This window comes from Devosia sp. SD17-2 (genome assembly GCF_029201565.1).
GTDB lineage: Bacteria > Pseudomonadota > Alphaproteobacteria > Rhizobiales > Devosiaceae > Devosia.
This window is the reverse complement of the sequence record NZ_CP104002.1, coordinates 4,167,815-4,190,333: the sequence shown is the minus strand read 5'-3', so window position 1 is coordinate 4,190,333 and position 22,519 is coordinate 4,167,815. Positions and strand designations below refer to the sequence as shown.

The following is a 22,519-nucleotide window of genomic DNA, read 5'->3' as shown; positions in this document are numbered from 1 at the left end:
AAAACCCTCAGCCCTTGATCAGCTTTTGCAGCTTGCCGATGGCGGTCTGGGTGTCTTCGCGATAGGCGATCGTGCCTTCGAATTCCCCGTCACGATTGAGCAAAAATACCGAGGCCGTGTGGTCCATGGTGTAGTCGCCGTTTTCGAGCGGGACCTTTTCGGAAAAGGCGGCCCAGGCCTTGGTGGCCTTGGCAATCTCCTCGGGCGAGCCCGAGAGGCCGGTGACGAAATTGGTCCAGGCCACATATTCGCCGATCACCTCGGGCGTGTCCCGCTCGGGATCAACAGTGATGAGATAGGCCTTGAGGTCCTTGCCCTCATCGCCGAGGGCGGCCTTCCAGGCGGTCATTTCCGCCAGGGTGGTGGGGCAGACATCGGGGCAATGGGTGAAGCCGAAGAACAGCGCCGAAGGATTGCCGTTGAAATCTTCGCGGGTGAAATCCTTGCCGTCGGCGGTGGTCAGAACATAGTCGCCATGGCCGATGCCGGCGGCTTCGGTCGGGCGGGTGGCGCCGAAGAAATAAAGCCCCGTGGCGGTGGCCGCAAAGGCGGCGACCACGATCCAGAGCACAAGGCGGATGCGGGAGAGCGAGCTGGCCATGGTTTAGTGACCCATCGCCTTGGGCGCAGCGGCAGCGGCGGCGCCGATCGCGAGGTCTACAGTGACACTGCCGGCCTTTTCAAAGGTCAGGGTCACCGGCACGGTTTCGCCTTCAACCAGCGCGGTATTGAGGCCCATGAACATGATGTGGAGGCCGCCGGGCGCGAGGGTGACGGTTTCACCGGCGGGGATCTCGATGCCATCGGCGAGCTGGCGCATCTTCATGACATCGCCTTCCATCGCCATTTCGTGGATCTGGGTATCCTTGGCAATGGCCGCCTCTGCAGAAACGAGGCGATCGGCTTCAGTGCCAGTGTTGGCAATGGTGAGGAAGCCGCCGCCGACCGGGGCGTTGGGCAAGGTGGCGCGGGTGAAGGCGCCGGAGATTTCGAGGGTGCCGAGCGTCACGGCGGGACCGGCAGGCGCATTGGCCTGGGCGCCATGGGCGGGCTTTGCGCCGGCTTCATGGGCTGAGACGGCGAGCGGGGACAGGGCAAGGGTCGACACCGCGAGGGCGCGCGCGAAAAGACGGATCATGTTTGATCTCCAGAACTGGGTCGGTCGGGTCTGGCGTTCAGCCAGGGACAAAAACTCAGACCGGGACTGGAGGGGCCCGTGATTGCCCGAAATGGTCGGGACGGCGCAGGGCGTGGCTGTCGCCTGCCTCGGCATAGGTCAGGATATCGGAAAGGCCCGGCGCTTCGATGAGCAAGACGGGCGGCACGGGGCCGGCAAGCGCGGTCTTGCCAAGGCTGGCGGCCGGGCATTTCACATTTTGGGCGGCGAGCGGATCGCCGTTCGCGTCGGCGGCGAGGCTTTCGCAGACCGACCAGCTGGCGACGGTTTCAAAGCCGAAGCCGGAGAGATCGCGCTGGAGGCCGGCGGCCTGGTGGAGCGGGGTCAGCAGGACGAGCACATAAAGCGCCAGCAGCGCAAACAGCGTGCCGATCTCCTTCATGGTGATGTCAGCCCGATTGGCCATGCTGGGTGCGTCTCCTGCGAGTGGCTTAGCCCAGAGCGGAGCCGGCCTCAAGCCCGCGGCGTGTCGCAGGGAGGGGCTCGCGACAAGTTTAGAATGACAAATCTCGGCCTCGGGCGGCTGGCGTGGAGCTTCGCGCGGGCCGCCGAACGCTTTCGGGCGCTGCCGACTTGACCCGGGCCCCGCTTTGCGCAAAGACCCATGGCAAAGCGAGGTCCCTATCCATGGAAAAATTCACCACTTTGACGGGTGTCGCGGCGCCGTTGCCGATCATCAACATCGACACCGACATGATCATCCCCAAGCAGTACCTCAAGACCATCAAGCGCACCGGCCTGGGCACCGCCCTGTTCTCGGAAATGCGCTACAATGAGGACGGCTCGGAAAACCCAGAGTTCGTGCTCAACAAGCCGGCTTATCGCAATGCCAAGATCGTCATCGCTGGCGACAATTTTGGCTGCGGTTCGAGCCGCGAGCATGCTCCCTGGGCCCTGCTCGATTTTGGCGTGCGCTGCGTGATCTCCACCAGCTTTGCCGACATTTTCTACAACAACTGCTTCAAGAACGGCATTCTGCCGCTCGTGGTCTCGCCTGAGCAGCTGAAGCTTCTGCTCGACGATGCCGAGCGCGGCTCCAACGCCACGCTGACCATCGACCTCGAAGCCCAGACCATCAAGGGTCCGGACGGCGGCACGCTCAGCTTCGACATCGACCCGTCCCGCAAGCAGATCCTGCTTGAAGGCCTCGACGATATCGCCGGCACGCTGAAGTCCGATCCGGCCATCTCCTCCTTCGAGGGCAAGATGGCGTCCGAGCGTCCCTGGCTCTAAATGGCAAGGATCGTTCTGGAAGAAGGCTCCAGCCAGCAGTCCCACGACGTCATCCTCAACGGTCTTGCCCAGTACAATGAAATCCAGACGGAGGGGCGGTTCACCGCCTCTTCGTCGCTCGTTCTGGCCGTCAAGAATGATGCGGGCCAGACCGAAGGCGGCCTGGCCGCCCGCATCACCTGCGGCTGGATGCATATCGATATGCTCCATATTCCCGAGAGTCTGCGCGGCACCGGCATTGGCGCATCGCTGATGGCCAGTGCGGAAGAGCTGGCGCGGGAAAAGGCCTGTGTCGGCCTGCGTCTCCACACCACCTCGTTCCAGGCGCCCGGCTTTTATGAAAAGCTCGGCTACACCGAATTTGGACGGCTCGAAAACAGCCCGCCTGGCCACACCCGCTATTTTTTCATGAAACGACTGGATTGATCCATGGTGCAGCGCATCTCCACCGGTTCGCCTTTTGAAGCTACCTTCGGTTACTCGCGCGCCGTGCGCCACGAGGACACGGTCTATGTGTCGGGCACGACGGGCTACGACTATGCCAGCATGACCATGCCCGAGAGCGTCGGCGAGCAGGCCAAGAACGCTCTCGCCACCATCGACAAGGCGCTGAGGGAAGCCGGCTCGTCCATCCAGGATACCGTGCGGGTGGTGTATTATGTGGGCGATCGCGCTCTGGTCGACGAAGTCGTCGCGGCCGTCGGCCCGGTGTTCAAGGATATCCGCCCCGCCGCCTCCATGCTGATCGTGCAGATGATCGAGGAAGGCATGAAGATCGAGATCGAAGTGACTGCCCGCATTGGTGCTGCAAACTCCTGATTTCTCTGCCCAGAGCTGGAATGAGAAAGGGCGCCCCGCGGGGCGCCCTTTGTTTTGAGCGCTAGGGCCGGCAATCGCTGTCGGCGCCGATCTGTTCCATCAGCGCGGCCACGGCGGCCTCGAGCTGAGGATCGGTGTTGAGGCCGACATTGTTCGGGTTGAACGGAACATGGATATCGGGCTGGATGATATTGTTCTCGTAATAAGTCCCGTCCATCCGGCGATTGGGCAGCACCGGCAGGGCGTGCGAGAGGCCCGGGACCAGACTGCTCCGCGTGGTGCTCAGGGCCGTGCCGGTGTTGAGGACGACATCGCCCACCAGAGGGCCAATCTTGCTATCCTGGTAGGCCTGCGGGAACACCGAGCCATCCGAATAGCCAAAACTGTCGACCACCACTGCGCTTGGCCAGACCCAGCGATTGTTGGGCTCCACATCCTGCGGCCCGCCATCGGCACCCAGGGTTGAATAGCTCACCCCGCTGAGCAGGGTAATGAGCTCACGCGTGAGATTGCCACCGGTATTGGTCCGGACGTCGATCAGGGCCGCACGGGCAATGCCGCGGCGGGAGTTGAGATTGGCGAGGAGCTCAAGATAGGACGGATTGTCCATGGCAGGGACGTGCTGATAGGCAACGCACTGGTTTGAAAGGCGCGCCACCATTTCGCGGCGTGCATCGATCAGGCGCGCCCTGGCAAGGATGGTCTCTTCACTCTGGCCGATCGGCTTGACGGAATAGAAGCGCTCCTCGGCAGTTTCCGCGTCGGTAACGCCGACCAGAGCCGGACGGCCGACATTGAGGTCGAGCAGGCGGTCAAGACCGCCGGCATCAGGAACAGCCCTGCCGTTGATCGAGGAGATGATATCGCCCGGTGCAATATCGATTCCCTGGCGGTCCAGCGGGCCGTTTGGCAGGATGGCGGCAACGCGCCGGCCAGGGCCGTCATAGCCGTGGTCGAGATAGACGCCGATGCTGTCATTGTTATTGCCCAGATCGGCGCGCTGGTTTTCTTGACCATTATAGCGAACGAAAAGATGGGAAGCGGAGAGCTCGCCATACATGGCGCCGATCAGCTCCCGCAGTTCCCGGTCACTGGCGATAGACCCGAGATAAGCCCGATATTTGGCGCCGATCGCGTCCCAGTCGCGGCCTTCATAGCGGGCATCGTAATATCGATATTTTACATCGGCCCAGGCCTGTTCGAAGGCGGCGGCACGGGCCGCATCGGGGTCGCGCGAATAGAACAGATGCGATGGAATGGCGCTGGCCTGGTCCGGCGCGGAAATCGGCACGCGCAGGATTGAGTCCTCGGTCATGACATCGATGACGCCGATTTCGGGGACGATCGCAATCCACTGGGCGCCCGGGGCGTCAAAGGAGCCGATCGTCGTGCTGGACCCATCGACAAGACTGATCAGGTTGACGAGGAATGTTGCTTGACCTGCATAGGAAACGGTCAGAATGGACTGTGTATCGAATGGCGCCAAAGCAGCTGCGTTGAAGCCCGCGGGGGTGAGTCGACCTTCCAGCTTGAGGCTGCGGAAGCCGTCGAGTTCATAGCGGCGCACCACCGCGTTGCCCTCTTCATCGACATCAAAGCCGCTGTCGATGCCCTCGACCGTGTCGAGGAAATCCTGGCGGGCCTTTTCAGAGATGAAAGCCCGGTAGAGATCTGCGCCGCCGGACTGCAGTTGGGCATTGCGCGGCGCATAGTGCCCCGTATGTCCGATAATCTGCGTGCCATCCGGGCTCCACATCAGCCCCTCGAGAGAATTGATATTGCCGATCTGGCGCGGCGGTGCGCTGCCATCGGCCGGCACGAGCGCCACGCGCTTGTTTTCCGATCCGCCCATGGAGCGCCAGTGCACCAAAAGGTCCTTGGAGCCGGGCGACCAAGCAAAGCTCATGTCGCCGTCATAATAAACAGAGTTATAATCGCTCTCGCCGAAGAGGGTGATGATATCCCCGCTCGCAAGGTCGAGCACTTTGATCTCCCTTCGGTCTGACACGAAGGCGATCTTTGTGCCATCGGGCGAGAAGGCGGGCTGATAGGCATTGCCATCTTCAGGCACATAGAGGGCGATTTCGGCATAGTTCGCAGCAAGCCCGGACTGGCCCTCGGCCGGTGTCAGATCGACCCCGTAGAGTCCCCATTTTTGGTCGCGCTGCGCGGCATAGGCCAGCATCATGCCATCTGGCGAAAAGGTGACGCCCGTCTCTTCTCCTGGCGTCGCTGTGATCTGGCGGAAATTGCCAGCCGCGTCCTGGAGGAAGACGTCGGCGTTCGCCAGGACGGCGAAATGCTCCCCACTGGCCGACGAGGTGAAACCTCTCTTGTTGTCGGCGTGGAAATTGTCGTGTCGGCTGGCGCGCTGCTCGAGCGTCAGCACCTCGATCGGCGTTGCTTCAGCCGCACCGGGTGCCATGACATAGATGCGTCCGCGATTTGCGAAGGCAATGGTGCCATTGTCAGCCACGGAGAGATCGAGGACCGGATCGCCTTCAAAGCTGGTCAGCTGGGTTTCGGTGCCCGAGGCCAGGTCCATCTGCCAGACATTGAGCCAGCCCGAGGCTTCGGACAAATAATAGAGCGACTGACCATCCGCGCTCCAGACCGGATTGTGCCGGTCAGCGCCATCGACCGGGAACAGGGGCTCGTGTCTTCCCGTCACCGGATCAAAGGACCAGATGGTGCGCGCATTGGCGGCGACGCGGTGCTGGCGTTCGTCGGGATCAAGCGTGGGGTTATAGGTATAGGCGAGTTGGCTCTTGTCGCGGTTCCACACGGCTTGGAGCGCCAGATTGGGCAGGACCAGCGCTTCACGCCCGCTGGCAGTGTCCACGGAGTAGAGCTGCGTGCGGAACGAGAGAGCCGTCTGCACGCTCTGTTCGGCGTCGCCAAGCCGGTCCGCCGTATAGAGGATCTTCTTGCCATCGGGCGAGAAGCTGGTCGGCACTTCGCTGGCCGCGGACCAGGTCAGGCGCTCCAGCGTGCCGGAGAAATCGGTGACATAGACGTCGTCGTCGCCATTGAGATCGGAGGCGAAGGCGAGCTTCTCCGAGTCCGCGGACCAGACGGCGCCATGGCTATAGGTGCCATTGGCGGTGAGCGGGACCGCAAGACCGCCGGCGGCGTCGACGACGAAGATGCGGCCGCGATAGGTGAAGCTTAGCGTTTCTCCGTCCGGCGCGATGGCAGGGTAGCGCACCCAGATCGATCTTTCGCCCATCGAAGAAGGACCTGTCTCGTCCTGCGCCAGGGCGGGCGTCATGGCCAGCATGAGCGCCGTCACCGAGGCGGCAATTTGCCGAGCGATCATTTTTTAGTCCCCCTAAATAGTTAGCTGAGGGGATGACGCTCTCCTGCGCGTAAAAATTCTCTAAACCGCTGCGACAAAAACTGACTTTGATTGTCGCCAATGCATGGGTCCGCCTTGCGTCGGCGCAAAAAATGACGCTATCTGCGGTCAACAGGCGTAACCACCAGTACGGCGAGAACCGACATGGCCACAAATTCCCTTTTCCTTCTGCCCGGCGACGGCATCGGCACCGAAATCATGGTCGAGGTCGAAAAGATCATCGACTGGTCCAATGCCGAAGGGCTGACCGATTTCGCAACCGAGAGTGGCCTGGCCGGTGGTTGCGCTTATGACGCGCATGGCGAAGCCATTTCCGAAGACGACATGGCCAAGGCCATGAAGGCAGACGCCGTGATCTTCGGCGCTGTCGGCGGTCCGAAGTGGGACAATGTTCCCTATGACAAGCGCCCGGAGGCAGCCCTCCTGCGTCTGCGCAAGGATCTCGGCCTTTTTGCAAACCTGCGCCCGGCAATCTGCTATCCGGCACTGGCCGATGCTTCCGCGTTGAAGCGCGAGCTGGTCGAAGGTCTCGATATCCTCATCGTGCGCGAGCTGACCGGCGGCGTCTATTTCGGCGAGCCCAAGGAAATCACCGATCTGGGCAATGGCCAGAAGCGCGGCGTCGATACACAGGTCTACGAGACCTATGAAATCGACCGCATCGCCCGCGTCGCCTTCGATCTCGCTCGCACTCGCGGCAACAAGATCCACTCGGCCGACAAGAAGAACGTCATGAAGTCCGGCGTCTTGTGGGACGAAGTCGTGCGTGGCGTCGCCAAGGACTATTCGGACGTGGCCTTCAACCACATCCTGGCCGACAATTGCGCCATGCAGCTCGTGCGCAACCCAAAGCAGTTCGACGTCATCGTAACCGACAATCTGTTTGGTGACATTCTCTCCGACGTTGCCGCCATGCTGACCGGCTCGCTGGGCATGCTGCCGTCCGCTGCGCTGGGTGCTCCCGATGCAGTCACCGGCAAGCGCAAGGCCATGTATGAGCCCGTCCACGGTTCGGCTCCGGACATTGCCGGCAAGGGCATTGCCAATCCGATCGCCATGATCGCGTCCTACGCCATGGCGCTGCGCTATTCCTTCGGCATGATCGAAATGGCCGACAAGGTCGAAGGCGCGATTGCCGCCGTGCTGGCCGATGGCCTGCGCTGCGCCGACATTGCGCAGGATAATCGCAAGACCGTTGGCACCGAAGAAATGGGCGCCGCCATTCTCGCCAAGCTCAAGGCTTGATGTCGTCCCGAAGGGCAAATCGCTCCAGTGGAGCGATTTGAGGGGGCAAGGCCATGAGCGCTACGCGCGAATGGCGGGTTGACCCATAAAAACGAAAAACCCCGGTGGTGACACCGGGGTTTTGCTTTTTCGAACAGGCCGGCCTCAATAGGTGGCGCGGCCACCGGAGAGGTCAAAGACAGAGGCCGTTGTAAAACTGTTTTCGGCCGAGACCAGCCAGGCCACCATATTGGCGGCTTCCTCGACCTCGAGAAACCGGCCGCGGGGAATGCGGCTGAGCATATAGTCGATGAATTCGGGCTTAAGCTCGTCGAGGATGCGCGTCTTGGCGGTGGCCGGGGTGATCGCATTGATGGCGATGTCATATTTGGCGCATTCCTTGCCGACCGCCTTGGTCATGCCGATGACGCCGGCCTTGGCCGCCGCATAGGCCGCGGCATTGGGATTGCCCTCCTTGGCGGCGATCGAGGCGATATTGACGATGCGCCCGTAATTGCGCGCCTTCATTCCCGGCAGCACGGCGCGATTGACGTAGAAGGTGCCATTGAGGTCGATGTCGATGACCCGGTGCCATTCTTCCAGCTCGTATTCGTCGAGCGGGGCGTTCTTGCCGGCGATCCCGGCCGAATTGACGAGGATGTCGAGGCTGCCATGCCTGGCCTCGACCTGCGCCACTGCTGCCGTGATCGCGTCATAATCGGTGACATTGACGACGATTGTATCCGCGCCCTCGCCCAGCTCGGCCGCCGCCTCATCGAGCAGCGCGGCATTCATATCCCAGAGGCTCACCTTTGCCCCTGAGTCCAGAAGCCGGCGCGCAATGGCAAAGCCGATGCCCTGCGCCCCGCCGGTAATCACTGCGACGCGGCCGGCAAGATCGATCTGGTTCATAATCTTCTCCCCCACCGGCTCAAAATGGGCCGGTCCCTTGGTGTTTTTCCGCGGGCAAAAGCCTGGAGCAGGCGAACCCGCGGTTACGCAGGAGGGTTGCCGCCTGGGACGGCGTGCGTCAATTGGCTCAAAGGCTATTTTGCGCGTCGCGCTTGGCCCGCTGCACCAGGGCATCAAAATGCTGGAGGAAGTTGGAGCGGTCCTTCGCCGAAAAGGCGGCGGTGAAGCCGCGGCTTTCCCCGGTCTCGCGCAGGTACTGGTTCAGCTCGCGCATGGCGAGTGCCATGCCGATGCTCTCGCGGGTAAAGAGCTTGCCGGTCGGGCCGATGGCCGCAGCGCCCTTTTCGAGCACGCGGCTGGCAAGTGGAATATCGGCAGTGACGACGAGATCGCCGGCCGCCGCGTTTTCAACGATCCAGTCGTCGGCAGCGTCGGCCCCCTGGGGCACCATTACCGTGCGAACCATAGAATCGCGCGACGGACGGAGGCCAAAATTGGCCACATAGGTGATGACGAGCCCGTGTCGCTCGGCCACGCGCAGGGCCTCGTCCTTGACCGGACAGGCGTCAGCATCGATAAAAATGGCAACCATTGGCAGTTTTCCGGTAGCGATCTGGCCGTTTATCTAGCCGTCTCTGCCCCAGATAGAAAGAATCTTGGCCTTCAGAGGCCCGGAACGCAACCATTTTTGCAAAGGCGGGTTGGCGAGAGACGGCTCTGCTGATAACGAAGTGCCACGATCAGAGGATCGGCTCCGTCTGCCGCAAGGTGAGGCGGCCAAAAAACGTTAGGAAAGTTCTTGCAGGTTCAAGTTCGCGACAACAATGTCGAGCAGGCCCTCCGCGTGCTCAAGAAGCGTCTCCAGCGCGAAGGCGTGTTCCGGGAGATGAAGCTCCGTAAGTATTTCGAGAAGCCCTCCGAGGCTCGCGTGCGCGAAAAGGCTGAAGCCGTTCGTCGCGCTCGTAAGGCTGCACGCAAGCAGGCAATCCGTGAAGGCCTGATCGCTGCACCCAAGGCTCCGGCCCGCGCTCCGCGCCCCGGCTCTTCGCCGCGCCCGGCACAATAAGTCTACCGCCAAGCGATTGTACTGGCCGATCCCTGGCAACAGGGCGCGGCCTGAACGCTTTGTACCGCCCCCATGCGCCGAGCCTTTTGCCCAGCAAAGACCTCGCCATGTGGGGCCGGGACGGCCGCTTCAGCGGCTCAAACGGGCGCGGGGCCCCTCACCGCCCGTTCTGGACGACAAGGGACCCCGCAATTTTCATCTTAGTCTTGTGGACTAACGGCTCAGCTGCCGATGCAGCGAGCGGATTTCGGACGGGCCGAGTGTACGGCCGCCGATTTTGAGCATGGCGCCGCGCAGGCTTACCGGCGCGGCATGTTCCATCGCAAAGCGCACGGCTTTATCGGCGCTGCGAAAATGACGCGAGCCCTGCGCAATTGCGGTGGCGGCGTCGCTGCCGAGGAAGAGTTCTCCCGGCGAATGAAGCATTTGAGTGTTCATTATTCAGTCTTTCTGCCGGCTTGAGCCGGTCTTGATTCAGCGCCTTTGGCGCTGGTGGTTGATGGTGCCTGGGCACCCTTGCGGCTTCCACTCCTCGTAAGCGTCTTTCTTGACAGGCTCGTGACGAGGGGGGCCGTTTGATCCGCCCGCCTGCGCTTGGAGCGCATGAGTGGGGCGAAAAAACTGGTCCGGCTGCGCAAGGCAGCCGTGACAGGCTATTTCTTGGAAACGGCGATGTCGAAAACGCGTTCCGTTTCGCTGGAAATTGTCTTGCGGCTATCGCTGGGGGACAGGTCGACTTCCTCGACCACCCGCTCGATGCGCTCATTCCAGGACTTGACCCGATAGAGCACCGGGCCAGTCTCATGTGGGAGGCAATTGATCACTTCGCAAGTCCCGGCTGGCCGGTTGCTGTGCCGTGGGGCAGAGCGAAGTTCCAGGATCTGGCCGACTTTATAGCGATGCAACACAAAATGCTCCCGATTGGGGGCGGGGACCGAGGGTCCCCGCGAAGAGACGAACTAGGCTGCCTGCAGATTGATCGCGGATTCGCGACCATCGCGACCCTTTTCAAGGTCGTAGGTAACCTTCTGGCCATCGGCCAGATCAGAAATCCCGCCGCGCTCAAGCGCAGACACATGCACGAATGCATCCTTGCCGCCGTCGTCGGGGGAGATAAAGCCAAAGCCCTTGGTGGAATTGTAGAACTTGACGGTGCCGTTGATCATTTTAGCTTCTCAGCGTTTCGCTCGATTGAATGCAAACGAGCAGTTTCTCCGCCGCACATGCGACTGGAGTCTAAAACGTTCGCAAATCGGGAGGAAAGCTAAGTAACCGACAAACTCGGTCAGATCAGGTCGCCAACAGGGGCAGAAAACGTATATCGCTATACTCTACCTCAAATGAGGCCAAGTCAAGGCTCGCCTGTTTTTACGGCCGAAAGCCCGGTTTTACGGGCTTTCCAAGGTGTAGTTCATCAGATTTACGCGGTCTGTGGGGCGACGGCGCGGCCGCTCACCAGCTTTGCGAGGAAGAGCGCGGCCAGAATGCCCATGCACGAGGCGAGGAGAAACACCCAGCCCGAAAGCGAGCCGGCATGAATGCCCGAAAGCAGCACGCCGACGGTGCAGCCGAGCGCGGTCATCGAACCCCAGCCGAGCAGAAGGCCGCCTGAGAGGCCGCGCACCACGTCGAGCCCGGTAAGACGGCGCGGCTTGAACTGGCCGGCAATGAGCGAGGTGATGAAGGACGCCCCGATCAGCCCGATAACGAAGAGGCCGTTATGGGAAAGCAGCGCTTCCTTGATGATGGTGGCGCAGCCGCGCAGTCCGTCGAGGCCAAACAGCGTCCCCGGCAAGACGTCCCAGGCAGTGCCGGCGGTGCGCACGATCGAGCCGAGCTCGGCGGTGACGCCCAGCGGCGCGACGCGAAAATAGGCGAGCGTGGAAATGATGCCCACGAGGGTACCGCCGAGCACGGCTGGCCAGCGGTGGAAGAACACCCGATCGATGGCTTCGCCAAGGGTCAGTGAAGCGGCGGGCTCCGACATGGCCGGGCGCGCCCACCACAGAGCGGCGACGGCGAGGGCGGCGAGCGCCGCAATCGTGATCGCCAGCGCACCGGCATAATCAAAAATATTGGGCAACCAGAGGATGAAGGCGTTCGAGGTTATGGCGAGGAACAGCGGGTTCCAGGTGAGGAACCCCAGCCCAAAGCCAAGGCCGGCCCCAATGATGGCGAAGGGCGAAATCACCGAACCTTCGGCTAGCCGATAAAAATGAGCGGAAAGGCATGAGCCGGAAATGGCCATGCCGATTCCAAAGGCGAAGGCAGCGATGACCAACGTCAGGCTGACCGGTCCGATATGGGCGGTTGGGGGCAGGCGGCCAGGGGCCGGGGTCGGCAGCCAGGCGCCGAAGATGGCGGTGTAGCCAATGGCGCCGACGCCAAGAGCCACGAGGATGGCGATCACGCCCGCCGCCTGGCGCTTTTCAATGAGATCGCGAAAATTGCAGTAAAAGCAGAAGCGGCTGCGCTGCAGGACGACGCCGAAGGCGGCGCCGATCGCGAGCGAAAAGGCCAGCGGACGCCCTTCCGGGCCCTGGCCATTGAGCACGAAAAAGCCCCAGGCAAGGCCGATGGCGATGAGAAGCGGAAGGCCGAAGCGGATGGCTGGCGTGGTCATGTCTGCCCCATGAGAAAGACGGGCGCTGGTGGCGCCCGTCCGGAACTATCAGTTTGCTCTAAACGGAAGTGGCTCAGATCTTGCCCCAGACCGTGCCCGACGGATTGGTGATCGGCACGCCGACGGCATTGCCATATTCGGTCCAGGAGCCGTCGTAATTGCGCACCTCATAGCCGAGGATGCGCGACAGCACGAACCAGGTGTGGCTGGAGCGTTCGCCAATGCGGCAATAGGTGATGATCGGCTTGGAGCCGTCGATGCCGATGGCGGAAAAGGCGGCCTTGAGGTCCTCGGCCGACTTGAAGCGACCGTCTTCCTGCACGGCACCGCCCCAGGGGAAGTTCACGGCGCCCGGGATATGGCCGGCGCGGACGGAGAGTTCCTGCACGCCTTCGGGGGCAAAGATCTCGCCCGAATATTCCTTGGGCCCGCGAATATCGACGAGCGATACATCGGCGCCCCCTTCAACCACTTCCAGCACGTCGACGAGGCGGGCGCGCAGCGGTGCCGGCTCGGACGGCAGGTCGATGGTGGAGGTTGCATATTCCGGCGTCGCTGTGTCGAAGGGCAGGCCCTGGCCTTCCCAATACTTGCGACCGCCATCGAGCAGCTTTACGTCGCCGAGCCCGTGGATATCGAACACCCAGGCGCCCCAGGCGGCGAACCAGTTATTGTTGTCGCCATAAAGGACAATGGTGGTGTCTTCGGTAACGCCGGCCTGCTGCAGCAGCGCTTCGAGCCCATCGCTCGAGACGATGTCACGGCGCACGGTGTCAACGAGATCGGTGTGCCAGTTGAGATTGATGGCGCCCGGAATGTCGCCACGGGCGTAGACGCCGGTGTCGACGCTGACCTCGAAGATGCGCACATTTGGATTGTTGAGATTTTCCTACAGCCAGTCGGCGGTGACCAGCGGGCCATCCACGGCCAGCGCCACGCTCGGAACGGCTGCCATTGCCACGACACCGGCGAAGGCGGCCAGGCGCTTGGTTATGCTTGTCATTGCTTTGCCCTACTCTCGTCGCGGCCGATGTGCCGCTTTGGCCAAATAATGGCCAAAACGGGGCAGCCGGGCAAAGCACAGTGACCTAAATCCCGATCGAGAAGAGGAATTTCGCCCTGCCGCAGCGGACGCGCGCGCAAAAATAACGCGGGCCATGGCGCAGCGGAGGTGCTTGCCTCGGTCCGAGCTTAGCGGTCGGTGCGCGCGAGGGTCCATTGCTCGCCCCCGCAATTGGGGCAGGTGCCCCGATGGGCCGGCTGGGCGAGGTATCCGCAATGGAGGCAAGCGACCGGTCCATCTGGAGAAGCATCCGCTGCCACGGGCCGGGGGTGTTCAATCTCCCATGGCGGCACGATGGGCAAGCCGGGGCGGGCTTGCGGCGCGCTCTTGAAGACGGTGAGCACGCCATCGGTTTCGACATAGGCATGTTCGACCTGTCCGAGATGCTCGATGCCCCTCTGGCGCAGCTGCTGGGCCAGTTCATTGGTGGTCAGCGCCTTGTCCTTGAGAAAGCTGGCCAGGATCACACCCTGGCGGACCGCTTCCTTGGGCGCCCCGTCGAGGGCGCGCTCGAAGGCGCGATTGCGCGCCATGGCCATGTCCAGACCCTTATTGGCAAGGACGACGAGCGTGACCACCGCCATGGCGTGGAGGAGAGGCACGTCCGGATAGAACATGGCGTCGCCGACGGCCGATCCGAGGGCAATGACGAGCAGGAACTCCACCGTCGACAATTGCCCGATGGCGCGCCCGCCCAGCCAGCGCAACAGCGCCAGCGTATAGCCATAGATAATGACGGTGCGGATGAGGATCTCGACAAAGACGATCGCCGAATCGTCCCCGATCAGCATTCGCTGCCAGTCGAGCTCGCTTACAGCCTGTTCCATTTCTCCAAACCTGCAACCAACCACCCACAGCTACCGTCGGCGGAAATTCCCCGCCGCGGCTCAGGTGATGACGGATTGGGTCGGGGGTGGATTGGCTTCGATACGTTCGAGCGCAGCACCGACGCGCTGGGCCACGTCGAGGTCGAAATCCTGGTCCGGGCCGGTGCGCTCATAATCACGCAATTGCTCAACGGTCACGCCGGCTTCGGCGGCCAGAGCCTCCGGCTCAAGTCCAAGTGCCAGGCGGCGATTATGATCGCCCTTGGGCTGCCGCTGCGCGGGATCTGCGGGAAAAGTCATGGCAAAACTCCTTGCTCTCCCCATTCAATCCGAACGGGGGGCAAAGGTTTCACCGGGCCGAATGTGAAGGGTTACGCCCAGCGTCAAACCCCCGGCGCGAAAGCAGGAGCGGTCCGAAAAAGGAAAATTGGAAGAATGGCGGAGAGAGAGGGACTCTCCGGGACTTCCGGAAGCACGGGGCTTTCAGCAGTTTGGGCTCGAAAGCCAATGTGTAGCAGGCATTTTTGGATTTCAAGTGCCGCGTTCACTGGAAAAAGTAGTTGAGCTATTTCAAGCTCGCTGTTGTGGCCTCTTCAACTTCTTTTTTAATTGTGTTCGTGTCAGCGGCATTGAACGACCAAGCCAAGTCACAGGTTCATCATCCGCCTACTTGAACTGTCTCGTTGGTTGGTGTGACAATGGCTACGTTTAGCCGTCGCGCTCTCTTTGACGCAGAACAAACTTGAATGCGACAATTGGTAGTAGAGACAGAGGTAGGGATCCGAACCGCTCAAGGCGGCGAACGGGCAAGGATTAGAGGATCTGCTTAATGGTTGCAGGATTGACACATGACGAGCGGCGGCTGTGCCTCTTGCTGCTTACGCTGATAGGGCTAGGGGCGCTGTTGCTTGCAGTGCCGGGGCGGTGGGACCCTATTGGGGTCCATGGTCTTATGGTCATTCTGCTATGCTTGTCGGCGGCTGCTTATATTTTGCCGCGGCTAAGCCTGCCCGAACCGAGCGAAAACCGAGCGACAAGCTATTACGACGATCCGATCAAGGTGGGCATTGCCCTGACCATGGCCTGGGCCATTTTCGGGATGTTCGTCGGGGTATGGGTCGCAGCGCAGTTGGCTTGGCCGGCTCTTAATTTCGACACGGCCTGGTCTACTTTTGGCCGGTTACGCCCCGCTCATACGACTGGCGTCATCTTCGGCTTCGGTGGCAATGCCCTCATCGCCACTTCATTCCATGTTGTCCAGCGTACCAGCCGGGCGCGCCTCGCCGGGCATGTAAGCCCTTGGTTCGTCATCTTTGGTTACAATCTGTTCTGCATCATGGCCGTCACTGGCTATGGCATGGGCATTACCCAATCCAAGGAATATGCCGAGCCTGAATGGTATGCTGACATCTGGCTTGTAATCGTCTGGGTGACGTACTTCGTGCTGTTTCTCCGCACTCTTGCTCGGCGCAAAGAACCCCATATTTACGTCGCCAACTGGTACTACTTGGCGTTTATCGTCGTCGTGGCGATCTTGCACATCGTCAACAACCTTGCCCTGCCGGTAAGCCTCGCCAGTGCCAAGAGCTACACGATCTGGCCGGGGGTGCAGGATGCAATGGTGCAGTGGTGGTATGGCCACAACGCGGTAGCCTTCTTTCTCACGGCGGGCTTTCTCGCCATGATGTATTATTACCTGCCCAAGCGTGCCAATAGACCAATCTTCTCCTACCGGCTGTCCATCCTCAGTTTCTGGGGCATCACCTTCTTCTACATGTGGGCTGGTTCGCACCACCTACACTATACGGCTTTGCCGCACTGGGTGCAGACTCTTGGCATGACCTTTTCCGTCATGCTGCTGGTGCCGTCCTGGGCATCGGCCGGCAATGCGCTGATGACCCTACGCGGCGCCTGGCACAAGGTACGCGACGATGCCACCCTTCGCTTCATGGTCGTCGCGGCGATCTTTTACGGGCTCTCGACCTTCGAGGGATCGTTCATGGCCGTGCGCGCGGTAAACTCCCTCTCGCACTATACCGACTGGACGGTGGGGCACGTTCACGCTGGTGCGCTGGGCTGGGTGGCGCTGATTACATTCGGGTCGATCTACACGCTGGTGCCTGCGCTTTGGAAGCGCGAGCGCATGTATTCTAACGGCCTTATCGAGGTCCACTTTTGGCTCGCTCTGACCGGCACGTTGATCTACGTGTTCGCCATGTGGAACTCGGGGATCATCCAGGGGCTGATGTGGCGCACCTATACCGAGAGTGACACGCTGGCCTACTCCTTCGTGGATACTCTGGTCGCCATGTATCCCTACTATATCGCGCGGACCATCGGCGGGCTGCTGTTCCTGATCGGCGCCATTGTGGGCTCTTACAACATCTGGATGACGGTGCGGCGAGGCGTTCCGGTTCAAGAAAAGCTGGACGAGGGTGAACTTGCCCCTGCCGGCGCAGTCCCAAGCCCTGCGGAGTAGTCATGGCCGAGTTCTTTCACCGCAAAGTCGAACGCAACGCAATTGGCTTCGTCCTGCTCATCATCGCCGCTGCCAGCGTTGGCGGCATCGTAGAGATCGCCCCGCTGTTCACGATCGACGAGACCGTCGAAACAGTACCAGACATGCGGGTCTATACCCCGCTCGAGTTGGCCGGTCGTAACATCTACATCCGGGAAGGCTGCTACGCCTGCCATTCCCAGATGATTCGGACGCTCGCGGATGAAGTAGACCGCTACGGCCCTTATTCCCTTGCTGTCGAGTCGCAGTATGACCGACCCATGCAGTGGGGATCAAAACGCACCGGTCCAGATCTGGCCCGCGTTGGCGGCAAGTATTCCGATGTCTGGCACGCGATGCATATGAACAATCCGCGTGACGTCGTGCCCGAATCCAACATGCCCGCCTATCCGTGGCTGGCACGCACGCAGGTGGATGCATCGAGCCTCTCCGCCCATCTGGCGGCACAGCAGGCGCTGGGCGTGCCCTATACCGACGAAATGATCGCCGAAGCCGCCCGAGACACCCTCGGACAGGCGACGCCCGACTCCGACAATGCCTATGCCATGGTCGAGCGCTATGGCGAGGCGACCCAGATCAGCGCTTTTGATGGCGTAACCACCAGCGTTACGGAACTGGACGCCCTGATCGCCTACTTGCAGGTATTGGGCCAACTCACCGATGCCGCTTATCTCGACACGGCCGCGCCTGAACTGCCGTCCGACCCCGTTGCAGCCGGAGCTGCAGTGGACCAGGCAGAGGAGTAGCGATCATGTCCTTCGATTATGCGACACTCACCGCCTTCGCCAAGAGCTGGGGTCTGTTCTACCTGCTGGCCATGACCGCCGCCGTGCTAGTTTATACTTTCTGGCCCAGGAACCGGAAGAAGTTCGACGCCGCCAAAACATCCGTGTTGCGCGAGGAGGATCGTCCGTGAGCAAGACCGAGATTGACCCGGTCAGTGGGGAGCAGACCACTGGGCACGAGTGGAACGGCATCAAGGAGCTGGATACACCTGTTCCGCGCGGCATCCTATGGTTCATCGTCGTCACGCATTTGTTCGCCTTGGTATGGTGGGTCCTGATGCCCGCCTTTCCGCTTGGCTGGACGTATACCAAGGGCATTCTGGGGATCGACCAGAGAGAAACGGTGGAACAGGTCATCGTGGGTAATCAGAGGGCCCGCCAACCCTGGACCTCGCAGATTGCCGCGCTCCCCTTCGATCAGATCCAGGCCGACGAGGCACTGATGACCAACGTAGCGCAGAGCGGGCGGCAGTTGTTTGGCGACAACTGCGCTGCCTGCCATGGGCTCAACGGCACCGGGCGCAGCAGCTATCCTGATCTCACCGATGGCGACTGGCTATGGGGCGATGGTAGCCCGGAAGCGATCGCAGAAACCTTGCGCGTGGGCATAAATACCCGCCATGATGAATCCCGCACCTCGCAAATGCCCGCCTTTGGCCGCGACGCCACGCTGAGCCGGCCCGAAGTACGTCAAGTGGCCCAATATGTTTATTCAATGAGCCAGCCCGAATATTCGACGGTTGATAATGTCGACACCATTGCAGCGGGCCAGCAATTGTTCATCGATAATTGCTCTGGATGTCACGGTGAAAGCGGCGCCGGCATAGCCGATATCGGAGCGCCGAACCTGACCGATGCGGCCTGGCTTTATGGTGGTACTATAGAAGACATCATCGAGTCCGTACACGGCGGTCGGACCGGCCACATGCCGACCTGGGACGAGCGTCTGACAGCAACTGAGATTAAGACCCTGGCTCTCTATGTCTATGTATTGGGGATGGCCTCGCCATGACGGCGCGGGCTGGGTCGGCGCCGCCCTGGCGGCGCCTTGCCATCGGCGCCGCGATCGTGCTGACGGTCATGGGCATCTTCCTCGCTGCCAATGCACACCTGCTCTACGTGGCGCTGCAGTCGCAGCCCGAGTGCGTGGCACATGGCAAGCCCGGTGTGGCGACGCCCGGGCAGTTCAGCGCCGCCAAGTCTTCCTGCTGACGGTTTGTGGAGAAAAAGATGTCCGACGCCAACCACTACGGCCTCCTCTCGGAAACCTCGACCGTCAAGGAGACCCTTGATCCGAACAAGCAGCGGCACCTCCCGCTCTCGATCGTGTTCACCTGGCTCGGTGCGGGGTGGCAAGACCTGTGGCGCGACCCCCTGCAAAGCCTTGCCTATGGGGTACTGGTGGCGGCACTGTCGGCGCTCTTGATCTATGTCATGTTCACCTTCGGCTGGGACTATGTGCTTTTCCCGGCCCTGTCGGGCTTTATGATCGTGGCGCCCGTGATAGCCATAGGCCTCTATGAAAAGAGCCGGATTCTTGAGGAGGGCGGACGCGCCAACCTTGATCGCATGCTTGTCACCAAGGCTAGGTCGGGCTCTCAAGTTATCTTTGCCGGCCTGCTGTTGATGCTGCTGATGATGGTCTGGATGCGGGCTGCGGTGTTGCTCTACGCCCTGTTCTTTGGCTACAAGGCCTTTCCCGGCTTTGACCAGATGTTGATCCTGCTGGTCACCACCCCGCTGGGATGGGGCCTGCTGTTTACCGGCACCATCGTGGGTGGACTGTTTGCCGCGCTAGCCTTTGCCGTCAGTGTCTTTTCCATACCCATGCTGCTCAACGAGCGCAGCGACGCCCTCACCGCCATGGGCGTGAGCTTTGCCCTGGTGTGGAACAATGTCTGGGTGATGATCGCCTGGGGGGCCGTAGTCATGGTGCTGGTCGCCCTCTCCGTTGCCACGGCATTGATCGGCATGATCATCGTATTCCCCCTGCTCGGGCATGCCACCTGGCACGCATACAAAGCCATCAGGTGAGGCCAGCGATGACGGTGATGGCCGCGAGCGCGGAAGCACATACCGGCAGTGATGAACTGCTGCTGGCGAGCCGCCCGCTCAAGAGCGGCACGTTCCGCACCGAACTGTCTGTGCCCGACGTCCATTGCGGCGTCTGCATCCGGCGTGTGGAAAAGTCCCTAAACGCCTTGCCCGGCGTCCAGAATGCAAGGGTCAACCTGTCCACCCGGCGTGTCGCGGTGGAGTGGCAGGGCCGCGATGCGCCCCCGCCGCTGCGACGTACGCTCGATCGCCTTGGCTATCCCGCCAATTATTGCGACGATCTGCCCGAAGCCAAGGATGCCGAACTCGGCAAGCTGATCCGCGCCATGGCGGTGGCGGGCTTTGCGGCAAGCAACATCATGTTGCTGTCAGTTTCCGTCTGGTCTGGGGCCAGCAACGAGGCTCGACAGCTGTTTCACTGGATTTCGGCACTCATTGCGCTGCCGACGCTGGCCTATTCAGGCCAGGTGTTCTTTCGTTCGGCCTGGCAGGCGCTGCGCCATGGCCGCACCAACATGGATGTTCCCATTTCACTGGGGGTTATCCTTGCCTTCGCACTGAGCGTCTTCGAGACACTTACGGAGCGGCACCACGCCTATTTCGACGCCTCGGTCACTCTGCTGTTTTTCCTGCTGATCGGGCGCACACTCGATCACATGATGCGCGAACGGGCGCGCACGGCGGTTCGGGGTCTGGCGCGGCTCGCCGCCCGCGGCGCGAATATCCTGCGGTCAGACGACACGCGCGAATATGTGCCGGTGGGCGAGATCGAGGTGGGCGACCGCATCGTTCTGGTAGCCGGTGACCGGGTGCCGGTGGATGGCGTGGTCGAACATGGCAGCTCCGACGTGGACGTAGCGATGGTATCTGGGGAGGCAATGCCGCAGCTCGCCTCAGTAGGGACGGCCTTGCGCGCCGGGACGCTCAACCTCACCGGCCCGTTGCAGATGCGCGCCACGGCGGTTGCGGCGAACTCGTTCCTCGCCGAGATGGTCCGCCTGATGGAAGCTGCCGAGGGTGGCCGCGCCCGCTATCGGCGCATCGCCGATCGCGCGGCCCAGCTATATTCGCCGGTTGTCCATCTCACGGCGCTGCTGACCTTTGGCGGCTGGGTGCTGCTGTCGGGCGACTGGCACCATTCGATCAGCGTGGCGATCACCGTGCTGATCATCACCTGCCCCTGCGCCCTGGGGCTTGCCGTTCCGATCGTGCAGGTGGTGGCAGCGCGCCGGCTGTTTGAACGCTCCATCCTTACCAAGGACGGCACTGGCCTCGAGCGCATTGCCACCATTGACACCGTAGTGCTGGACAAGACGGGTACCGTGACCGTGGGCAGGCCGATCCTGCTCAATGCCCTCGATATCGCGCGCCCGGCCATGGCCATTGCCGCAGCCCTGGCGGCCAGTTCGCGCCATCCGCTGTCGGTGGCCCTGGTGGAAGCTGCCGATCAACCCGACGCGGTGGTGCTTGACAGCGTCGCCGAGAGGGCTGGCCTGGGAGTCGAGGGTTGGATAGGGCAGGATCTTTATCGCCTCGGCCGCGCCGACTGGGCCCTTAATGAGCCTGGAGCTGCGCGAGGCACTGTTCTGTCACAAAACGGCGAAATGCTTGCCGCCTTCCGCTTCGAGGATCAATTGCGGGCAGACGTCAAGACCACCGTCGCGTCACTGCAGGCTGACGGACTCAAGGTGATGCTGGTGTCGGGAGACGAAGCGGCAGTAGTCGCCCGCGTAGCTGCTGAAATTGGAGTGGATGATGCGTTCGGCGACGTGCTGCCCGCCGGCAAGCTTGAGTTAATCGCGTCGTTGCGCGCCAAGGGACACAGCGTGCTGATGGTGGGCGATGGGCTTAACGATGCGCCTGCCCTCGCCGGCGCCGACGTGTCCATGGCGCCGTCGGGCGCTGCCGATGTCGGACGCAACGCTGCCGATTTCGTCTTCCTCAAGGACAGCCTTTCTGCAGTTTCCCATACGCGAGCCGTTGCCCGGGATGCCGAGCGTTTGATCCGACAGAACTTGGGCTTTGCGGTGATTTACAACGCAATCGCAGTACCAGTGGCCATCCTGGGCTATGCAACCCCTCTAGTTGCGGCGGCCGCCATGTCCTTGTCATCCGTGATCGTAGTCGGCAATGCTCTGCGCCTTCGCGTCCCCCCGCCGCCAGAGACATTGCGGGCCGTTTCCACATCCGCCGGCGTGATGCCATGAACGTGTTGATCGTGCTGATACCGATTGCGTTTGGCCTTGGACTGCTGGGCCTTGGCGCCTTTCTGTGGTCGTTACGCTCTGGGCAGTATGATGACCTGCAAGGCGCCGCCGAGCGCATCCTCGATGAAGATGACACTTAGCTCTGGAGCGGACCATTCTAAGCCGCATTCTGGTAGGTGCGACACTCTTTAGCGCAAAGGTAGCGCCGCATCATGCATTTGTGCATAAGGCGCAGTGGATCCTAGGTGGCGCAACTGGGCGGGGTCGATATGTGAGGTTAAGCAGTTCGCGAATCTTCTAGGTTCCCATCTCAACAATTGCCAGTTTAACAGAGTCCAAGGTCCTCTATAAAAGGTGAGTGCCCTGCACATGAAAGCTCAAACCTGAGCTGCCTTGACCGAAACCATGGAGATCAAAGAGCTTTGATCCACGGCAATACACTCGGTGATTATTTGCGCCTACTAGGTTAATCTGCCGGGACCTTTACAACGCTATCCGCCTGATTTGTGAACAACCAGAGATGAGACATGCCAAAAATATTCGAAAGATCGCTCAGCTGGGCGGCGATCCTAGCCTTGGGTTCGGGCGCGATAGTGCTCATCCCCAGTCTGGCAGCCCTCCTCGCAGCAATCGCGGCGTCTTATTTAGCCGT

General features: G+C 61.4%; 25 protein-coding genes and 1 pseudogene. 13 read left to right on the top strand and 13 right to left on the bottom strand.

What is annotated here, in order from left to right; genetic code table 11:
* Positions 1-7 precede the first annotated feature (7 nt).
* Genes NYQ88_RS20525 through NYQ88_RS20515 form a run of 3 tightly spaced genes read right to left on the bottom strand, consistent with a single transcriptional unit; the run spans position 8 to position 1,583 of the window.
* Positions 8-601 carry an SCO family protein gene (locus NYQ88_RS20525; protein WP_275652907.1) on the bottom strand — a complete coding sequence of 198 codons (594 nt, stop codon included), beginning with the start codon at positions 599-601 and terminating at the stop codon, positions 8-10.
* A gap of 3 nt (positions 602-604) precedes the next feature.
* Positions 605-1,138 (bottom strand): copper chaperone PCu(A)C, encoded by a 534-nt coding sequence (locus tag NYQ88_RS20520; protein WP_275652906.1) that lies wholly within the window; start codon positions 1,136-1,138, stop codon positions 605-607.
* Between the two features lie 55 nt (positions 1,139-1,193).
* Positions 1,194-1,583 carry a hypothetical protein gene (locus NYQ88_RS20515; protein ID WP_275652904.1) on the bottom strand — a complete coding sequence of 130 codons (390 nt, stop codon included), beginning with the start codon at positions 1,581-1,583 and terminating at the stop codon, positions 1,194-1,196.
* A 221-nt stretch (positions 1,584-1,804) separates the two neighbouring features.
* Here NYQ88_RS20515 and leuD point away from each other — a divergent pair, with 221 nt between their 5' ends.
* From leuD to NYQ88_RS20500, 3 genes are read left to right on the top strand one after another with little or no spacing between them, the layout of a single operon-like run.
* The gene (gene leuD, locus NYQ88_RS20510; protein ID WP_275652903.1) at positions 1,805-2,410 is read left to right on the top strand and encodes a 3-isopropylmalate dehydratase small subunit; all 606 of its coding nucleotides are present in this window, start codon (positions 1,805-1,807) and stop codon (positions 2,408-2,410) included.
* Entirely contained in the window at positions 2,411-2,836 is a 426-nt protein-coding gene (locus NYQ88_RS20505) for a GNAT family N-acetyltransferase (protein ID WP_275652902.1), read from the top strand.
* 3 nt (positions 2,837-2,839) lie between these two features.
* Entirely contained in the window at positions 2,840-3,229 is a 390-nt protein-coding gene (locus NYQ88_RS20500; protein WP_275652901.1) for a RidA family protein, read from the top strand.
* 61 nt (positions 3,230-3,290) lie between these two features.
* Here the strand turns inward: NYQ88_RS20500 and NYQ88_RS20495 are convergent, their stop codons facing one another.
* Entirely contained in the window at positions 3,291-6,548 is a 3,258-nt protein-coding gene (locus NYQ88_RS20495) for a S41 family peptidase (protein WP_275652900.1), read from the bottom strand.
* Positions 6,549-6,731: 183 nt separating this feature from the next.
* On the opposite strand from NYQ88_RS20495, the gene leuB reads away from it, so the two are divergent.
* Positions 6,732-7,832, top strand: a complete 1,101-nt coding sequence (gene leuB, locus NYQ88_RS20490) for a 3-isopropylmalate dehydrogenase (protein WP_275652899.1) — start codon at positions 6,732-6,734, stop codon at positions 7,830-7,832.
* A gap of 144 nt (positions 7,833-7,976) precedes the next feature.
* On the opposite strand, the gene NYQ88_RS20485 is transcribed toward leuB, so the two are convergent.
* Together NYQ88_RS20485 and NYQ88_RS20480 are read right to left on the bottom strand one after the other, a co-directional pair.
* A complete protein-coding gene (locus NYQ88_RS20485) occupies positions 7,977-8,723 on the bottom strand; it encodes an SDR family NAD(P)-dependent oxidoreductase (protein WP_275652898.1) in 747 nt (248 codons plus the stop codon).
* 127 nt (positions 8,724-8,850) lie between these two features.
* Positions 8,851-9,321 carry a YaiI/YqxD family protein gene (locus NYQ88_RS20480; RefSeq protein ID WP_275654969.1) on the bottom strand — a complete coding sequence of 157 codons (471 nt, stop codon included), beginning with the start codon at positions 9,319-9,321 and terminating at the stop codon, positions 8,851-8,853.
* A gap of 201 nt (positions 9,322-9,522) precedes the next feature.
* Here NYQ88_RS20480 and rpsU point away from each other — a divergent pair, with 201 nt between their 5' ends.
* Positions 9,523-9,789, top strand: coding sequence for a 30S ribosomal protein S21 (rpsU, locus tag NYQ88_RS20475; protein WP_275652897.1), 267 nt, complete (start codon positions 9,523-9,525; stop codon positions 9,787-9,789).
* A gap of 213 nt (positions 9,790-10,002) precedes the next feature.
* On the opposite strand, the gene NYQ88_RS20470 is transcribed toward rpsU, so the two are convergent.
* The 7 genes and pseudogenes from NYQ88_RS20470 to NYQ88_RS20440 form a co-directional block, all read right to left on the bottom strand.
* Complete coding sequence (locus tag NYQ88_RS20470; protein ID WP_275652896.1) at positions 10,003-10,227, bottom strand: hypothetical protein; 225 nt, start codon at positions 10,225-10,227, stop codon at positions 10,003-10,005.
* Between the two features lie 215 nt (positions 10,228-10,442).
* Complete coding sequence (locus tag NYQ88_RS20465; protein WP_275652895.1) at positions 10,443-10,613, bottom strand: hypothetical protein; 171 nt, start codon at positions 10,611-10,613, stop codon at positions 10,443-10,445.
* A gap of 135 nt (positions 10,614-10,748) precedes the next feature.
* Entirely contained in the window at positions 10,749-10,955 is a 207-nt protein-coding gene (locus NYQ88_RS20460) for a cold-shock protein (RefSeq protein ID WP_275652894.1), read from the bottom strand.
* 254 nt (positions 10,956-11,209) lie between these two features.
* Positions 11,210-12,412 carry a YeeE/YedE thiosulfate transporter family protein gene (locus NYQ88_RS20455; protein WP_275652893.1) on the bottom strand — a complete coding sequence of 401 codons (1,203 nt, stop codon included), beginning with the start codon at positions 12,410-12,412 and terminating at the stop codon, positions 11,210-11,212.
* A gap of 73 nt (positions 12,413-12,485) precedes the next feature.
* Positions 12,486-13,367, bottom strand: a pseudogene (locus NYQ88_RS20450) (sulfurtransferase).
* A gap of 236 nt (positions 13,368-13,603) precedes the next feature.
* Positions 13,604-14,302, bottom strand: a complete 699-nt coding sequence (locus NYQ88_RS20445) for a YetF domain-containing protein (RefSeq protein WP_275652892.1) — start codon at positions 14,300-14,302, stop codon at positions 13,604-13,606.
* 60 nt (positions 14,303-14,362) lie between these two features.
* Entirely contained in the window at positions 14,363-14,602 is a 240-nt protein-coding gene (locus NYQ88_RS20440; protein WP_275652891.1) for a helix-turn-helix transcriptional regulator, read from the bottom strand.
* 529 nt (positions 14,603-15,131) lie between these two features.
* On the opposite strand from NYQ88_RS20440, the gene ccoN reads away from it, so the two are divergent.
* The 8 genes from ccoN to ccoS are packed head-to-tail and all read left to right on the top strand — an operon-like array spanning position 15,132 to position 22,007.
* Positions 15,132-16,781, top strand: a complete 1,650-nt coding sequence (ccoN, locus tag NYQ88_RS20435; protein ID WP_275652890.1) for a cytochrome-c oxidase, cbb3-type subunit I — start codon at positions 15,132-15,134, stop codon at positions 16,779-16,781.
* Between the two features lie 2 nt (positions 16,782-16,783).
* Complete coding sequence (gene ccoO, locus NYQ88_RS20430; protein WP_275652889.1) at positions 16,784-17,566, top strand: cytochrome-c oxidase, cbb3-type subunit II; 783 nt, start codon at positions 16,784-16,786, stop codon at positions 17,564-17,566.
* A 5-nt stretch (positions 17,567-17,571) separates the two neighbouring features.
* Positions 17,572-17,736 (top strand): cbb3-type cytochrome c oxidase subunit 3, encoded by a 165-nt coding sequence (locus tag NYQ88_RS20425; protein ID WP_273534791.1) that lies wholly within the window; start codon positions 17,572-17,574, stop codon positions 17,734-17,736.
* Complete coding sequence (gene ccoP / locus NYQ88_RS20420; protein WP_273534790.1) at positions 17,733-18,617, top strand: cytochrome-c oxidase, cbb3-type subunit III; 885 nt, start codon at positions 17,733-17,735, stop codon at positions 18,615-18,617. Before NYQ88_RS20425 ends, ccoP begins: the two co-directional genes overlap by 4 nt.
* Complete coding sequence (locus tag NYQ88_RS20415) at positions 18,614-18,817, top strand: hypothetical protein (RefSeq protein WP_273534789.1); 204 nt, start codon at positions 18,614-18,616, stop codon at positions 18,815-18,817. The genes ccoP and NYQ88_RS20415 overlap by 4 nt, the downstream gene beginning before the upstream one ends.
* 18 nt (positions 18,818-18,835) lie before the next feature.
* Positions 18,836-19,639 carry a DUF2189 domain-containing protein gene (locus NYQ88_RS20410; protein ID WP_275652888.1) on the top strand — a complete coding sequence of 268 codons (804 nt, stop codon included), beginning with the start codon at positions 18,836-18,838 and terminating at the stop codon, positions 19,637-19,639.
* An 8-nt stretch (positions 19,640-19,647) separates the two neighbouring features.
* Positions 19,648-21,867, top strand: a complete 2,220-nt coding sequence (locus NYQ88_RS20405) for a heavy metal translocating P-type ATPase (RefSeq protein ID WP_275652887.1) — start codon at positions 19,648-19,650, stop codon at positions 21,865-21,867.
* Positions 21,864-22,007 carry a cbb3-type cytochrome oxidase assembly protein CcoS gene (gene ccoS, locus NYQ88_RS20400; protein WP_273534786.1) on the top strand — a complete coding sequence of 48 codons (144 nt, stop codon included), beginning with the start codon at positions 21,864-21,866 and terminating at the stop codon, positions 22,005-22,007. The genes NYQ88_RS20405 and ccoS overlap by 4 nt, the downstream gene beginning before the upstream one ends.
* The last annotated feature ends 512 nt before the right edge of the window (positions 22,008-22,519 follow it).